The organism is Albidovulum marisflavi (genome assembly GCF_025751435.1).
GTDB lineage: Bacteria > Pseudomonadota > Alphaproteobacteria > Rhodobacterales > Rhodobacteraceae > Albidovulum > Albidovulum marisflavi.
In genome coordinates, this window is the sequence record NZ_JAOWKY010000002.1 from 130177 (window position 1) to 146051 (window position 15875).

Here is a 15875-nt window from a genome sequence, read left to right on the forward strand (position 1 = left end):
ACGATGAGCTACGCCATCTATATCGGGCGCAATCACACCCAGGACGGAGTCGCCTGGCTTGCCGGCTATGGCGACGAACCGTCGAGTCACTGGCTTGAGGTCGTGCCGCGCGCCACCCACGCGGAGGACGCGGTAATCGAGGTGGGTGTTGGCCCCGATGCGGACATGCCCGGACGCAGGACATCCATTCCCCAGGTGCGGGATACCGCCCGACACCTGCGCGTCAGCTACAGCTACTTCCTGGGCGTCCCCGCCCCGATCACCAATGGCGGCCTGAACGAATTCGGCGTCGCGGTTCGTGACATATGGTCGCCCTCGCGTCCCGATCTTATCCGGATGACGCCGGCCGACCAGACCGGCCCGAACTATTCGGATCTTGCGCGGATCGTGCTTGAGCGCGCCCGCACCGCACGCGAAGGGGTCGAAATCATCGGCGCGTTGATCGCAGAGCATGGGTATTCGACCTACGGCGGCAATTCCCACCTGATCGCGGACCCCGACGAAGCTTGGGTGGTGATCCAGTTCGCCGGCGGCCGCAAGCTATGGGCGGCGGAACGTCTGGGGCCGGACGACATCCGCGCCTCACGTCCCGGCTACATCGGCGTCATCCCTGACGCCGCCGATGACAGGTTCCGCTATCCGCCCCACTTCATCGACACCGCGATCGAGCTTGGGTGGTACGACCAGTCCCGCGGCCCCTTCGACGTCAACGCCGTCTATGGCGACGGCAAGGGTCGCTGGGAGGGCGTGGCCTGGATCGAAGACGACATGCGCGCCCGCGCCGCGCAACGGAAGATCAGCCGCGAGGACGTCTTCTGGGCCATATCGAACGACAGGCTGACGGGCGATACGGCGGGCTATGGCCAGGCGGTTCCGCTGGTCCATCCCGCGCATGATGCGCTGCGCGTCATGTGGCACGCACCCATCGGCCCGGTCACAGCCCCGCTGGTTCCGGTCTTCCTTGGCATGACCGAGGTGCCGGACGAATACGCCCAGCACCGCTACCTTACGCATGGCGAGGCGCACCGCTTTCTCGACCGGCGGAAAGAGACGAAGAACCCCGACACCGTTTCGCACGTGGCCCAGGGGATCGAGGTCGCCGACAGCGCGGTTTACCAGTTCAAGCGGCTCATGCACCTGTCCTTCCACGACCCGGCCCTGCTGAACGAGGTGTCATCGCACTGGCGCCGTCTTGAGGCGTCGCTGGATGCGGAACTGACAGACGTCCTGCGCAGCGCCCAGATCCTTCTAGAGGCGGGCGAAGACAGGCTTGCCGCGCGCCTTCTGACCGCGGAAAGCCATCGCTGGCTGTCGGGCGCGCTTGACGACTGCGCAGCCCTGGTTGCGGCAAGTCATGCGGGACTTCGCCGGAAGGGGCAGTTGAACCGGACCGACAAGCCACTTGCGCCGGCGCAACTCTGGTAGCGTCCCCGCCGGACATCCCGCCGTTCGCCCTGGAAAGCGGAGTGTCGTTGCGCAACGCGAAAGGAATTGCGTCATGGTCGTCAGCACGGCGGCCCGGCGATCCGTCTCAGGGCATCGGATCGGACCCCGCAGGCGCTGCGATATCGTCCCGGCAGCGTCACGCGGCCCCTTCGTTGCAAAAAGTGGCGTTTTTTGTTATGGTTAGCCTTGGTGGTTCATCCGTGTGATGAACGGACGAAGCGGCAGGGGATCTGGCCGCTTCGTATGGTGTGAGCAACCGATGGCCGGCACGACGCCGAAGCATCAGTCGGCCTTCGCATTCGCGCACCAACGCGCATCAGGCGTCGCAACCGGGCGGCGCGACAGGTCAGCGCCAACAGAAGCGCACCGCGCATGGACGCCGGTGGATCGAAGGGACATCCCCACAAGGCCGGGCATCCCCGGCAAACAGGGAGGATGCGATGAATTGCACCCAAACACGCGCCCAGACCTTGGGCGTCATCGCGGTGGCGCTTTCCACCGCGGCAGCCCCCGTCGCCGCGCAGGAAACGCGCTTCATCACGGTCGGCACGGGCGGACCGACAGGCGTCTACTTCGTTGTCGGCAACTCGGTCTGCCGGATGGTCCACAAGGAAGCGGCCGAGGGCCGCACGGAGGGACGGCAACATGGGCTCAGATGCTCGGCCCCGTCCACGGCCGGATCGACCTACAACATCGGACAGATCTGCGCCGGAGAGCTTGATTTCGGCGTGGCCCAGTCCGACTGGCAATACCATGCCTACAACGGCTCGGCACCCGACAGGGTCAACGCCTGCCCGGACCTGAGAGCGGTCTTCAGCGTCCACCCCGAGCCGTACCAGATCCTCGCCGCCAAGGATTCCGGCATCATGTCCTGGAATGACCTGAAGGGTAAGCGCTTCAATATCGGCAACCCGGGTTCGGGTCAGCGCGGTACGACCGAGGAACTGATCGAGGGCCATGGCTGGACGCTGGATGACTTCGCGGTCGCGACCGAGTTGACTTCGACCGAGCAGGCCAGCGCCCTTTGCGACGGCAACATCGACGCATTCGGCTACACCGTCGGCGTTCCCAATGCCGGCGTTGCGGTCGCGACCGACGGTTGCGACGCCTACATCGTCGACATGGGCGAAGACCCGGTGGCGCAGGAACTGGTGGCGCAGCACGACTACTACGCCTTCAACACGATCCCGGCCGGCACCTACTTCACGACCGACAAGGACGTGACGACCTTTGGCGTGATGGCGACCTTCGTCACCAGCGCCAGCGTGCCCGACGACGTCGTCTATGAGGTGACGCGCGCCGTGTTCGAAAATCTGGACGATTTCCGATCGCTGCATCCTGCCTTCGCCAATCTTGATCCAGCCAAGATGACAACCGACGCGTTGTCGGCGCCCATCCATCCGGGCGCGCAGCGCTACTACGACGAGATGGGTTGGTAAGCCGCGGCGCAGTCCTGTGCATAGGCTATTGCCCTTGTCGACGTGACAGGGGCGCGTTCGGGTGCCTGCGAATGGGCGAGACATGAGCAACGACAAGGTTCCCGACCGGCCCCGAACCGCAGGTGCCGATGTCTCGGCACGGCTGGAGGGCGCGCGCGTCCCGACCGCGGGATGGAGCCGCGTCATCATCGGCTTGGCCGTTCTCTGGTCCCTGTTCCAGCTCTGGATCGCCTCGCCGTTGCCCTACATGTTCGGCTTCGGGATCATCACCGACGTGCCGGCGCGCGCGCTGCACCTGGCCTTCGGGCTAACGCTTGCCTTCCTCATCTTCCCGGCGCGACCGGCGCTGCGCGATCGGCCGATCGCGTGGCATGACGTCGCTCTGGCGCTTCTGGCAGCGGCGGCCACGCTTTACATCTTCTTTGGCTATGACGGGATAGTCCGAAGGCAGGGGGTGCTGTTCGAGTGGCACTTGGCCGGGGCGGCGATCCCGGTCGAGGCCATCATCGGCGGCGTCGGCATTCTCGTGCTGCTGGAAGCGACCCGCCGCGTCATCGGTTTGCCCCTTGTCATCGTTTGCGCGCTGTTCCTGCTGTATTCAGTCTTCGGGCAGCAGATGCCCCTGGTGATCTCGCACAAGGGCGTCTCGCTGGAACGGCTGATCGGCTATCAGTGGCTGGGCGGAGAGGCGGTATTCGGCATACCGCTGAGCGTTTCGGTCAGTTTCGTGTTCCTCTTCGTGTTCTTCGGCGCGCTTCTGGAACGGGCGGGCGCGGGGCAATACTTCCTGGACCTGGCTTTCGCGATGGTCGGTCGGATGCGCGGCGGGCCTGCGAAGGCCGCCATCCTTGCCTCGGGCATGACCGGCATGATCTCCGGCTCCTCGATCGCGAACGTCGTGACCACGGGAACCTTCACCATCCCGGTCATGCGCAAGACCGGATTGCCCGCGGTCAAGGCTGGCGCGATCGAGGTGGCCGCCTCGACCAACGGGCAACTGATGCCGCCGATCATGGGGGCGGCGGCCTTCATCATCGCCGAGTTCGTCGGCATATCCTACTTCGAGGTCATCAAGGCGGCATTCATTCCGGCCGTCATCAGCTACATGGCTCTGATCTACATCTCGCATCTCGAGGCGCTGAAACTTGGCCTGCGTGGTTTGCCCAGATCCGAGATCCCCCCCTTGGGCGCGACGTTCCGCAAGGGGCTTCACTACCTGATACCGCTTGCGATCCTGGTGTACCTGCTGATCGTGAAACGCTGGAGCCCGTCCAGCTCGGTCTTCTACGCGATCCTCGCGTTGTTCGCGATCATACTGGTGCGTCCTGTGGTCATGGAACTGCGGGACGGCGGATCGCGCATCGGCGAGGCCATGACCCGCGGCGCGGCCGACTGCGTCTGGGGCATGATCGAAGGCGCGCGCAACATGGTCGGCATCGCGATCGCGGTGGGCGCCGCGGGGATAATCGTGGGCTCGGTGTCCTCGACGGGGCTTTCCAACGCGCTGATAGGGGTGATGGAAACCATCGCCGGCGGCAATGTCTATGTCCTGCTGGGCTTGACGGCCCTGCTGTGCATCGTGCTTGGCATGGGCTTGCCAACCACCGCCAACTATCTTGTCGTGGCCTCGCTGATGGCGGGTGTTCTGGTCGAACTTGGCAGCGCCGCGGGGCTCGTGCTTCCGCTGATCGCGGTGCATCTTTACGTTCTGTTCTTCGGGCTTCTGGCGGATTCCACGCCCCCCGTCTGCCTTGCGGCCTTCGCGGCCTCGGCGATCTCGGGCGCCTCGCCGCTCAGAACCGGGGTCCAGTCGTTTCTTTATGACATCCGCACCGCGATCCTGCCGGTCGTGTTCATCTTCAACCCGACGCTGCTGTTGATCGGGGTCGACAGCGTCTGGCACGCGCTTGTGGTCTTTGTCGCGTCGCTGCTGGCCATCCTCGCCTTCGCCTCGCTGACCCAGAACTGGATGCTTGTGCGCAACCGGCTGTGGGAAAGCGTCGCGCTGGTGCTCGTGATATTCGCGCTGTTCCGGCCAAGCCTTTTCATGGACCAGGTCTATCCGCCCTTCGCCATGGTGCCGACGGCGACCTTTGCCAGCGGCACGTTCACGGCCGCGCCGGGGCAGATCGTGCGTTTTCACGTCACCCGGGAGACCGCCTACGGCGACCGGCTGAAGCTGTTCGCCCTGCCCGCCCCCGAAGCCGGAGCGCGGCAGCAGCAGGGTCCGTTCGGGGTAACGCTCGCCCAGGACGAAAGCGGGCGGTGGATCGTGCACGCGCTTGCCTTTACTGGGCCCGCCGCGACTGCCGGGATGGACTTTGCGGATGTCGTGACTGCCATTGACGTCGAACAGCCCGATCTGCCGCCAAAGGAGGTTGTCTACCTTCTTGGCTTCGCCCTGCTCGCCCTGGTGTGCATGTCGCAGTATCGCCGGTCGCGATCATGACAGGACTTTTCGGGCGGGCCGGCGTGAATAGCCGTGGGCTTTTCCCCGATATGTGTCAGATTGTCCCGAACTGACAAGGAGACAAGGAACATGTCCGCTTCACAACTCGAGGCCATGTTGGCGCTGTCGCAAGCGCGGGCCGAGGCCTATGTTCACGCGGCCAAGATCATCGTGATGAACCAGTTCGGTCCGGCCGCCGAACACACCCACACCGAAATCACCGTCGCGCTGGCGAGCGCGATGATGCAGCACGAAGGGGCGCAGATCATCGCCGACGCCTATCGCAGCGCAGGGGGAAAGGCGTAGAGGCCCATGGGCGCGGCGCCGGCACCCGCCATGCGCCTGCAAACTAACCCCTTTCGAAGCGGGCGCGCCAGCGATCGTTTCCGGGAACGACCCGCTGCGGATAACGCGGCGGATCAGCCTGAACAAGGCGGCGCGGTTCGACCTTCGCCGGCGCCTTGTCGCCCAAGGCGTCGTCTTCGATCTCCAGAACCGTTTTCCCGTCGACCTCCCGGACATCGGTGATGCAGATGTCGCCCATCGCGCCATCCAGGAACATCTTGCGTGCCAGAGGATTTATGAAATGCGTCTCGATCCGGTTCGCGATGCCGCGCCCGCCTTCAAAGAAATCCTGCGTGCAGAGCAGCCTTAGCGAACTCGTGGCTTCGGGGGTCAGGCTGACGGTGATCCGATGCATCATCTCGATCCGTCTGACGACCTTCTGCAGCAGGGCCTCGAATATCTGCGCCATTCCCGGCCCCTTCAGGAAATCGAACACGACGATGTTCTGGCCGATGCGGTTCAGAAGTTCAGGCCGCTTCAGTTCCGTGCGGAAGTGATCCTCGACCGCGCGGCCGATCTTGTGGGACAGTTCGGTATAGCTGTCCGAGGGAAGGACGTTCATGCCCATGTTACTGGCCCGCGATCCGCTGGCCACGCCGATGTTCGAGGTGAAGATGATCAGCGCCTCGGAAAAATAGGCCGTCATTCCCCGCGCATCGGTCAGACGTCCTTCGTCCAGGATCTGAAGAAAGACGTCCAGCACCCGAGGATGCGCCTTTTCCACCTCATCGAACAGGAAGACGCTGAAGGGGCGGCGGTTTGCGGCATTCACAAGCTCGCCGCCATTTTCGTGCCCAAGGTGCCCCGGCGGCGCGCCAAGCAGCCGCGCGACGGAGTTTTCCGCCATGAACTCGGACATGTCGAAGCGGTGGCACAGAGTCTCATCCCCAAACAGAAGCTCGGTCACCGCCTTGGCCAGCTCGGTCTTGCCGACGCCCGTGGGCCCGACAAGAAACAGCGCCCCCCTTGGACGGGTGTGCATCGCTCCGGACTGCGCGCCGGAGAGCCCCAGGATCGAGCGCGCAAGGATGTCCAGGGTCTTCTCGACCGCGTGTGACTGTCCCTTGATCCGCGCGCCCAGGATATCGCCCGCATTCTGCATCCGCTTGCGCAGGACCGGAGAGGTCCAGGGGTTGCGGCGCGATCCGGTCCGGAAGACCCGGATCGCGTCGGAGATATGCGCAAGGCCAAGCCCTTCGTCGCGCGCGATCTTCGCGATCGCCTCCATCGCCAGAAGCGGCTTGCCGTCGCATTCCAGCGCGAACTGCTGCAGAAGCCTGTCCTGATCCAGAACAGACACGTCATTCAGCCAGCCCAGGGTTCCCGCCAGATGCCGTGCATAGCGAAAGCGGTCTTCCAGGTTCGGAAGCTCAAGCTGTATCTCGCGCAGCGACGGATTCTGCAGGACGAACCAGTCGGGCAGGTCCGCCGGATGATCGACCAGCCAGATGGTCGGGTTCAACCGTGTGCCGGTTTTCGCCCGCCGCCGTTCGCGCGACGTCGCGTCGATGGTGACAAAGAAACTGTCGCCGTCGTCACGCGCGCTGGTCGCAAGGTGCGACGCATGATCCAGAAGCAGCGCGACGGGAAATGCGCCAAAGTCGGCGACCGCCGCGTGCATCGCTCCGACATCGGCCAGTGTCGACGCGCCCTTGCCCATAGGCAGGCCGACCCTGCGCAACGCTTCGGCGTCGATGTGTTCGGCAGCCGCTAGGACGCCAAGCCCATCCGCCGGATCGTAGCGCAACAGCGCGCCGAAGCCGGTCGCCTTGAGTTGCGCCCACAAGATGGCGTGCAACTCCAGAAACTCTTCTCGCGTGTCATCGGGGCCGGGGTAGACATCACCAAGGTTGCCCGACAACACCAGATGGTCAGAGTACGAGAGGGCGGAACTTACCTCGTCGTACCAGGAGGGAAGATCATACGGGCGGGGCATCGCGTGGCACGTCCTGTCTTGTGGGTTGGAAGCCGTCCGGCAAGGGGCGGCAATGGGAAAGCCGTGTGAAACTGGAAGCATCAAACGCGGGCCGCAACGTGACCGGCTTCGGACAACTCTTGGGCGTGGACACGAATTCCGGCCGCGGCATCGTTGCGCGAAGTGCCCACCCGTCGCCTTTCACGGCCGATCCCGCGCTAGTCGAAACGCGGTTTGCGGCCGCGAAGAATGTAGGCGATCGCCTGCAGCATGATCCCGTTGGTGTTGACATCGACATATCCCTTCATCGGCTCGCCCGAGGCTGAAAACACCCCCGGGCAGAAACCTCCCCCATCGAAGCGTGCGCGCTCTCGCACGTGTCGGGCCAGTTTGTTCGAAAAGGCACCAGGCCTGACGGCCGCCCAAAGGTACGACGCCTTGGTGTTCACCAGCAGAACCTCGCGCCGGAAGGACTCTGCCTGCCACTCGCGCGCGTTGTCGACGGTGCTGACGACCCAAGGCTGCCCGGGCGTCGCAAGGCTCAGGCCCTGATACATGAACCAAGGCGCCCGATCGAGCGGCGACTCGGACACGCACAAAAGCTCTCCCGTCCGCTCGAAGGTCCTGCGCTGCTGGTCCAGCAAGACATCGGCAAGGAACGAAGATGGTTCCGAAACCGGCATCTCGACCGCTTCGAGCAAAAGCGGCTCGGCGCCAAAGGGGCCGATCTCGGCGACGCGCTGCATCAGCCGCATCTGCCGATCCATGACGGTTCCGTCTTCTGCGACCATGTAAGGGGACCGGAGCGGCAGACCCCAGTGGCGGAACGCGCGCGCGGTGTAGTGGCTGCAATGCGTTTGGGACTGGTCGACCATGCGCCCGCCGACAACCGAGTGGACCCGGCCATCGGAGATCACCGCGTCCAGATGCCACCGCCCGACGACCTCAGCCGCGATGCCTTGCGTCAGTGGATGCATGTCCAGCTCGCGCAACACACTGAGCAATCGGCCGGTGTCGCAGGCATTGAAGTCGTTCGACAGGATCGAGGCGGACCCCGCAGAAATGACAGCCGCGGGCAATCGCCATTCGCCGACCTGCGCCGACGGGATGGCCGCGACGATCCGCCCGGCCCTGGAGGCGAACTCTGCGTCGGTGATCAGGGCAAGTTCATGCGCCGACATGATCGCCGCCAGCAGGCTGGCCAAGTCCCACATCGTCAGTTCCTGATGCAGGTAGGTCGCCCCCTCGGCTTCGTGCGCGGTCGCGACACATAGACCGCTTTCGACCCTGGAATACCTTTCGAAGAACTGCCAGGCTTGACGCGCATCGGCCAGAAGCTCTTCGCCCGACAAGCCATCGGGGCCCGAAGGTGGCTCCGGCGGCTGTCGGTAGGTATCGCGCAGAACCTCGAACAAGGGATCGGGAGCGATGATTGCTGCGGCAAGGTCGGGCACGTCCGAAAGGACCGTATCGCTTTCGCAGCAGAGACTCTCCACCGCGGCCAGCGATCTTTCCCGCGCCTCTGCCTGCACATAGGCGTCGTCATCGAGCACGATCACCGCATCGCGAAGGCGTGCGATATCTTCGTCGCCGGGCCGTTCCAGCAGGCGCGTCTCTCCGATGCGGAAGGGGCCGGTGCCGTCGAAGCTGGGCCAGGCGCGACCGCCAAGAACGAGGTCGACGCCGGCGGCCAGCGCGGGCGGGGCGTTCCCGCCCGCGCGCTCAACCGCACAGACAGGGTCGGCCTCCGGCCTGTCAGCGACCCATTTGCGGGCGTCCGCCGTGTCGGTCAGTTCAAGCGCTAGGCAGTCGTCGGATGATGCGCCATCCCACGGCTTGCCCGCGATGGAGTGTGGCACTCCTTTGCTCAGCAAGGCGTTTCTCATTTCGGCGAACGCCTTGGCCGCGACCTCATCCCCAGCATCGGGCCGGGCAAGACGCAGCGCGATCCTGCGCGGCTGGCTTGAGCCGAACCACCCGATCTGCGCACGCGGCAACGACACGAAACGGTGGCCGGCCTGAACATCGCCCTCGATCGCCGCGACGATCAATTCAGCGCGCCGCCGCAGAACATCCGGCTCCAACCCTTGGCTGCCCGTCAGATCGAGGACGATCATAGCCCAGCCTGGCTTCGCAAGCGTCCGCGCGATCCAACGATCCGCGTCCGCTTCCGATACCAGGTCAAGACGCGCGCCGCCCAACATGCAGATAGTCCGGCTGGCGCAGCCGGTCGATGTGACCATGCCGTTCGCTGCCGTGTCGATGACCTGTCTTATGCCAAGCGCGCGAAGGGGATCGAAATTGACCTGGCCGCTTGCCGCGGTCGCGACGGTCAGCGGCGCGAGCGGCGTGACACCTGCCTCCGTGTCAGCCGCCCCATCCGAAAGCAGGGCGTTCAGCCCGGCCAGGGCTTCGCTGGCGGTGCGGCGCTGAAAATACGGTGACATGCCGGAAAGACCGGGCAAGGCCAGAACGGGCTCGACAAGCTGGGGGAACCCGGTCACCAGATGGCGAACAAGCGCCGCTGCACCGCGCGATCCGGCGCTTCCAAGCGCTTCTGGCGAAAGCACGAGCGCGATCGGAACGCTTGCCACCAGCAATGGCTCCAACACCGCCTCAAGGCCGTCTGGCGTGGCCATCTCAGCCAGTCCGTCGACAAGCACGAACAAGGGCTCGGGACCGCCTGAGGCCCAAAGGCGCGCGTCAAGGAATGGACCGACAACACTTGGCACGACCCACTTCAGCAAGGTTCGTCGATAAATCCCAATCGGCCCGCGGCATTCCATTCCTGCGTCGTCTCCCCCGTCCGCCGTCCCGCGACATGTGAACCTGCGTCATTTGTATAACTTTTGCGGCGGCGCACTTTGATATAGCACAGATGAACGCGCCGATTATCGTGCAAGGCGTCCTGCCGGGCGACCAAGGGAGAAAAGCATGGCGCCGAGCAGTAACCGCGTGCGCGCGCGCCTGAGGTCGCGACACCGCAACCCGGTTTTTCAGGACAACAGGTCCCTTCGCGCGCGGCTCGTGAAGGGAATGGCGGCGCTGGCGGTGATGATCGCCGTTGCCTGGGCGGCCGCCTTTGCGCTGAACCTTTACTATGTCCGGGTCCTGCCGGAAAACACCTTGATGGCCGAACAGTCCGGCGATCCCCGTAAGGCCGCTGCCGCCCCCCTGCCCGTCTGCGAGGGCGAACCCTTCGCGAAGACGGATTGGCTGGTCGACCCGCACGGAAGGTCGGCATCGGCCTATCTTCGCGTGCAACCGGATTCGTCGATCGCGTCCCTTGCGCCGAAATGCGGCCTTTTCTCTCATGTGCTGGCCGAATGGGTGACGATCGACGTCAGGTCGCAGGCGGTGGAGTGGTTGAGCGAGTCCCGAACCGACGACGCACTGCGCGCCCTGGCGCGAACCGCACCAACGACAAGCTTTGAACTTGTCGCACGGGTGGAACTGCCTTCGGCGTTTTCTCTTGGGGCGCAGGCACTGGAAAAGCCCGCCGTGCGCCACGACATACTGAACGCGCTCATCGACATGCTGTCGTCGGGTCCATATTCGGGTCTCTGCCTTTATCCGGAAGGTTACAGCGACATTCATCGCACGGGGCTGGTCGCGCTGCTCAAGGATCTGCGCTCGGCGCTGCCGCGCGACCTGCGAACCTGCCTTGTCGCAGAAAGCGATGGCCCGCTTTGGCGCGATCGGTCGATCATCGACAATGTGGACAGCGTCGTGCTTCAGACCTTCCGGGACCCGAATGGAGCGGACCCGGCCGGGGCGCTTGCGCCGCAGGCCTGGTTCCAGTCGCTGCTGGCCGAAGCCGAGGACACCATCGGCCCTGAAAAGCTGCGACTTGCGCTCGGCTCCTTCGGGCGGCTTTGGGTCGACGGCCGCGCGGAACCCGTGCCGCTTTCCTATGCCGATGCAATGGGGCTGGCAGCGCGCAACGGTGCCGCAATCGAATTCTCTGCGCCGGATCTCAACACCCATATCGTCTTCGATGGCACCGACGGTCGCAGGCGCGAAATTTGGTTGCTGGACGCCATTTCGATCCGAAACCAGTTGCTTGCCCTTCAGGGGCATGACACGGCGGACATCGTCCTGTGGTCGACCGGGCTTGAGGATCCCGGCGTGTGGCCCTTGCTTCTGGGCGGCACGACGCCCGTCACCGCCTCCGATATCCAGACCGTTCGCCTGGACGACTTCGTGGCATATGAAGGCGAAGGCCCCTTCCGCACGATCATCCAGGCCGCGGTCGAGGGTCAGCGGCGTCTGTTCAAGGATGCCAGGACGGGCCTTGTGAATGGCGTCCGGTATGACCGCACGCCGCAGCCGTTTCTGGTTCAGCGCTACGGCAAGCGGGATGACAAGGTGGTCGCCCTGACATTCGACGACGGCCCGGACCCCGAATACACGACCGCCATCCTGGACACGCTGAAGCAGACCGGCGTTCCCGCGACCTTCTTTCTTGTCGGAAGCGGAATGCTGAAGGAACCTGACATCGTCAGACGCATGGTCGCCGAGGGGCACGAGGTCGGATCCCACACCTTCCTTCACCCGGAGAATGGCGACCTTGGGCAAGAACGACTACGGCTTGAGTTGAATTCCTTCCAGCGCCTGCTTGCCAGCCTGACAGGCCGGACAACCTACCTTTTCCGCATGCCATACGGTCGCAGCGAGGGTCCGCTGACGTCGTCCGAGGCCATCCCGATGAAGGTGGTAGAGGACCTTGGCTACCTCCTGACCGGCGCCGACATCGTGCCCCGTGACTGGGAGGGTCTGAGCGCCGAGCGGATCGCTCAGCAGGTCAGCGAAGGCGCGCGCGCCGGGGGCAGCCAGGTCATCGTCCTGCATGATGCGGGCGGCGACAGGGCCGCGACCGCGGCCTCGGTCGGGCTCATCGTCGAACGTTTGCGGGCTGAGGGGTTTACGTTCGTCCCGCTCGCATCCCTGATCGGCCTCAGCCGCGACCAGGTGATGCCTACGGTGGGCGTGCGCTACGGATTCGTGGACGACGTCGCCTTCACGGTTCTGGCCAGCATCGGCTCGGTGCTCTACTGGGTGTTCTGGATCGCGATCCTCTTTGGGGTCATGCGATCCGCACTGGTGCTGACCCTTGCTCTGCTACGGCGGCGTCACCAACCGGCTGAACCGAGGCAAACACCCCCTGTCACCGTCGTGATCCCCGCCCTGAACGAAGAGAATGTCATCGTCGAAGGGATCGAGGCTGTGCTTTCGTCCGACCACCCGGACCTGCGCGTCATCGTCGTCGACGATGGCTCGACCGACGACACGGCGTCCCGTGTGACGCGGGCGTTCGAAAAGGATCCGCGCGTCACCCTGATCCGGCAGGAAAACGGGGGCAAGTGGAACGCGATCAACGCGGCCTACGCGCACGTGCAGACCGAAATCGTGGTCGCCATCGACGCCGACACGCTTCTGTTGCCCGATGCGATCGGGTTGCTCGCCCGCCACTTCGCCGATCCCGAGGTCGGCGCCGTCGCGGGCAATGTGAAGGTCGGGAACCAAGGCGGCCTTCTGACCCGGCTCCAGTCCCTTGAATACGTTACAGCGCAGAACATCGACCGGCGCGCGGCCGAGCGGCTGAATGCGATCCTGGTCGTGCCTGGCTCGATCGGCGCCTGGCGCGTCTCGGCCGCCGTCAAGGCGGGGCTCTATTCCGGCGACACCATCACCGAAGATGCAGACCTGACCGTCGCCGTCCTGCGGGCAGGCTACCGCGTCGTTTTCGAGGAACATGCCTGCTCACGCACCGAGGTCCCGGAAACCGTCCGCGCGTTTCTGCGTCAGCGCCTGCGCTGGACCTTTGGCATGATGCAGACGGCCTGGAAGCACCGCCGGGCAGCTGGCACGGCGCCAGGCGCGGGCCTGTTTTCGATTCCCGACCTGTTCCTGACGGGGGTCGTCCTGGGCCTGCTGGCGCCTGTTGCCGACCTGGTGTTTCTATGGGCCTTGGCCGATGCGGGGTTGCAACTGCTCGAAACGGGGCTGGCATCCATGCCGGAATGGCACCTGCCGCTCATGATCGCATGGCTGGCCCTGCCCGCGACGGACCTGGTTTTCATTGCGACGGCATTGATGTTAGAGCGCCGCGAAAACAAGGGATTGCTGCTTCTGTTTCCGCTTCAGCGGCTTTTCTACAGGCCCTTGCTATACCTGACGGTCTGGCGCGCCGTGGGACGGGTGCTGGTCGGTCACGTCGCCGCCTGGGGCAAGCTGGTCAGGCGCGGAACGGCCCTGCCAGGCCCTTCGAAGTGACCGGCCCCTCGGCTGCCGTCAGCCGAAGACGCGGCATCCTTCGGCCGCGATCTCGCCGACCTCGACCGGAAGATCCCGTGGCGGATTGATGATCGCCTGCTGGACCGCCGTGATCCGGCGCGCGCACAGGTCTGAGGCCTCTTGCGACTGGCCGCGCCCGCCGATCCAGATATCAAGCCACGGATGTCCGCGGTGACCGGTGTGGCAGGGGCCGTCCTGCGGCTTGGCGCCATCGCCGCAGACGTCCTCGACGATCGCGTATTTGCGCAGGCGGGGCAGGTAGAAGCGCGTGCCGGCAGGATAGTCCAGCGATTGCCGTCCGTTGTCGATCCGGTGACCGACCGCGATCGTGACCGGATCGGCCCAGGTCCCGCTTCCACCCGCGCGCCGGTGCACGACAGGACGGGCGATGGCCGCCGATCCCGGCGGGGTGTTGTCCCAATAGGTGTAGCCCGTCAGGTATATGGGAAAGTTGCGCGGTGCCGCGGCCGAAACCTGCCTGACCCCCGGCGTCTGGGCCGGTTGCTCGGGCAGCCTCAACTGCGCCCGCTGTGCCTGCGCGGCCGTATCCTGGACGCATCCCGACATCATCACGACCGCCCCCAAGGCAAGGATCGCCGTTCCGCTTGCTCGCATCTGCCTTTCTCCCGCTCGTGTGCTCCGACCATGCCAGCTGGATGCTGGCACATGTTCGGGGCCATTCCTTGGCGACCCGCCTTTTTCTTCCTGCACCTCGCCAGACTGCGTCAACTGGCGCGTGACAGGATGCGCTGCCGCCATCCGCTTCGGGCCATCAACGGCCCGTCACGAAGGCGGGACAGATATGGCTTCCTGAATATATGGAGCCGCACACGCGATTGTGAAGACCCGGGCGCGAAAAACACGGATGCATGGCACGAAGTCGATCGCCACGCTTGCGCCCGGATTGGCGGCAGTGAACGCGTCGGTCATCGCCCGCATTACGCTTTCGCCTCGGGCGGCCTGCTGCATCAAAAGCACGCCAGGATGCGTTTCGGCCCGAAGCGGATGCGCGACCGCCTGCGCGCAAGTCATCGCGCCAAGAGCAGGCGCGTGGATGCTTCCAGTCTGCGCATCAGTTTCCACGAATGCTGCTGGCCGGTGGGATCGGGAAGGCCCCAAGACCTGATCGCCCCGGCCCGGGCGCCATCCGCGATGACCGGCCGGCCTTGCGGCGCAAGCATCGGTTCCTAATGGCGTTCAGACGTTCCCGGCTACCTTTCGGGCATAGGTGACAAAGGCCTCGACCTCTTCCGGGCGCGGTTCAAGCCCGGTGAAGCCAAGCAGGTATTTTCCACCCGTTTCAGGCACTCTTCCAGCGGCTCTGACAGTTCCAGCGCGTAGTAACCCACGTGCATGAAGTAGAAGATGCGCGCGCGTACCTCCGCCTCGGCGGGATTGTAGCCGAACCGCTCGAACATTGCAGCAAAGGCCGAAATCCGGGCCGCGTCCGTGCGGTCGATGACGCGCCGGACGGCCCGTCACGCCGAGCCCATTCTCGCACCGCGAAGTCGAGCTTGTGATTGAAAATCCGGGATCGACCCAACACCGGAACACGTTGCACACCGCCCCGGTGATCGTATCCGCCGGCATCTCGGCGTGACGCTTCAGCGCAGTGGTGTTGGAGGACTCCCAATCCTCAAGCAGCGCATCAAATCGCGGCGGCTCTTGAAGTACCAGTAGAAGCTTGACCGCGACACGCCCAGGCGCTCACCAATCGCCAGAACCTTGACCTCGGCGACGCCTTCGCTGACCAGCAGCTCCTTTGCCACGGCAAGCCGCTCGGCTGCGGCCAGCCCTTCATTGCGCTGGATCCCGATCGGTTCGCAGGCCGCTCGTTTCACGCGACCATCCGCGCGCTGGCACAGTCGATCACCACGCAGCCCGGTGCGCGGCTGCCGCATTCGCGCCGCGAGGCGAACAGGCGCCGCATCGAACGTTCGGGCCTTCTTGAGGAAGGCCGATCTGCTTGCCGTGCTCAAGGGCT

At 64.9% G+C, this 15875-nt stretch carries 10 protein-coding genes; 6 read left to right on the forward strand and 4 right to left on the reverse strand.

The window, feature by feature from the left end:
• The first annotated feature begins 3 nt into the window (after positions 1-3).
• The 4 genes from OEW28_RS09565 to OEW28_RS09580 all read left to right on the forward strand — a co-directional run bounded on the left by OEW28_RS09565 (position 4) and on the right by OEW28_RS09580 (position 5640).
• Positions 4-1425 carry a C69 family dipeptidase gene (locus OEW28_RS09565; RefSeq protein ID WP_263734538.1) on the forward strand — a complete coding sequence of 474 codons (1422 nt, stop codon included), beginning with the start codon at positions 4-6 and terminating at the stop codon, positions 1423-1425.
• 461 nt (positions 1426-1886) lie between these two features.
• Entirely contained in the window at positions 1887-2885 is a 999-nt protein-coding gene (locus OEW28_RS09570; protein ID WP_263734539.1) for a TAXI family TRAP transporter solute-binding subunit, read from the forward strand.
• Positions 2886-2967: 82 nt separating this feature from the next.
• Positions 2968-5334 (forward strand): TRAP transporter permease, encoded by a 2367-nt coding sequence (locus OEW28_RS09575; RefSeq protein WP_263734540.1) that lies wholly within the window; start codon positions 2968-2970, stop codon positions 5332-5334.
• A 90-nt stretch (positions 5335-5424) separates the two neighbouring features.
• Positions 5425-5640 (forward strand): hypothetical protein, encoded by a 216-nt coding sequence (locus OEW28_RS09580; RefSeq protein ID WP_263734541.1) that lies wholly within the window; start codon positions 5425-5427, stop codon positions 5638-5640.
• Between the two features lie 43 nt (positions 5641-5683).
• Here OEW28_RS09580 and OEW28_RS09585 read toward each other — a convergent pair whose 3' ends face one another.
• Together OEW28_RS09585 and OEW28_RS09590 are read right to left on the reverse strand one after the other, a co-directional pair.
• The gene (locus tag OEW28_RS09585) at positions 5684-7615 is read right to left on the reverse strand and encodes an AAA family ATPase (RefSeq protein WP_263734542.1); all 1932 of its coding nucleotides are present in this window, start codon (positions 7613-7615) and stop codon (positions 5684-5686) included.
• A 197-nt stretch (positions 7616-7812) separates the two neighbouring features.
• The gene (locus tag OEW28_RS09590) at positions 7813-10233 is read right to left on the reverse strand and encodes a DUF3131 domain-containing protein (RefSeq protein WP_263734543.1); all 2421 of its coding nucleotides are present in this window, start codon (positions 10231-10233) and stop codon (positions 7813-7815) included.
• Positions 10234-10528: 295 nt separating this feature from the next.
• Here OEW28_RS09590 and OEW28_RS09595 point away from each other — a divergent pair, with 295 nt between their 5' ends.
• A complete protein-coding gene (locus tag OEW28_RS09595; protein WP_263734544.1) occupies positions 10529-13870 on the forward strand; it encodes a polysaccharide deacetylase family protein in 3342 nt (1113 codons plus the stop codon).
• A gap of 18 nt (positions 13871-13888) precedes the next feature.
• On the opposite strand, the gene OEW28_RS09600 is transcribed toward OEW28_RS09595, so the two are convergent.
• Positions 13889-14506, reverse strand: coding sequence for a hypothetical protein (locus OEW28_RS09600; RefSeq protein ID WP_263734545.1), 618 nt, complete (start codon positions 14504-14506; stop codon positions 13889-13891).
• 51 nt (positions 14507-14557) lie between these two features.
• On the opposite strand from OEW28_RS09600, the gene OEW28_RS09605 reads away from it, so the two are divergent.
• A complete protein-coding gene (locus tag OEW28_RS09605) occupies positions 14558-15082 on the forward strand; it encodes a hypothetical protein (protein ID WP_263734546.1) in 525 nt (174 codons plus the stop codon).
• Between the two features lie 413 nt (positions 15083-15495).
• Here the strand turns inward: OEW28_RS09605 and OEW28_RS09610 are convergent, their stop codons facing one another.
• On the reverse strand, positions 15496-15792 hold the full coding sequence (locus OEW28_RS09610; protein WP_263734547.1) for a helix-turn-helix domain-containing protein: 297 nt from the start codon (positions 15790-15792) through the stop codon (positions 15496-15498).
• Positions 15793-15875: the final 83 nt, after the last annotated feature.

Coding starts and splice junctions, on each gene's coding strand:
- OEW28_RS09565 (WP_263734538.1), top strand. CDS start 4: ATGAGCTACGCCATCTATATCGGGCGCAATCACACCCAGGACGGAGTC.
- OEW28_RS09570 (WP_263734539.1), top strand. CDS start 1,887: ATGAATTGCACCCAAACACGCGCCCAGACCTTGGGCGTCATCGCGGTG.
- OEW28_RS09575 (WP_263734540.1), top strand. CDS start 2,968: ATGAGCAACGACAAGGTTCCCGACCGGCCCCGAACCGCAGGTGCCGAT.
- OEW28_RS09580 (WP_263734541.1), top strand. CDS start 5,425: ATGTCCGCTTCACAACTCGAGGCCATGTTGGCGCTGTCGCAAGCGCGG.
- OEW28_RS09585 (WP_263734542.1), bottom strand. CDS start 7,615: ATGCCCCGCCCGTATGATCTTCCCTCCTGGTACGACGAGGTAAGTTCC.
- OEW28_RS09590 (WP_263734543.1), bottom strand. CDS start 10,233: ATGGCCACGCCAGACGGCCTTGAGGCGGTGTTGGAGCCATTGCTGGTG.
- OEW28_RS09595 (WP_263734544.1), top strand. CDS start 10,529: ATGGCGCCGAGCAGTAACCGCGTGCGCGCGCGCCTGAGGTCGCGACAC.
- OEW28_RS09600 (WP_263734545.1), bottom strand. CDS start 14,506: ATGCGAGCAAGCGGAACGGCGATCCTTGCCTTGGGGGCGGTCGTGATG.
- OEW28_RS09605 (WP_263734546.1), top strand. CDS start 14,558: ATGTTCGGGGCCATTCCTTGGCGACCCGCCTTTTTCTTCCTGCACCTC.
- OEW28_RS09610 (WP_263734547.1), bottom strand. CDS start 15,792: ATGCGGCAGCCGCGCACCGGGCTGCGTGGTGATCGACTGTGCCAGCGC.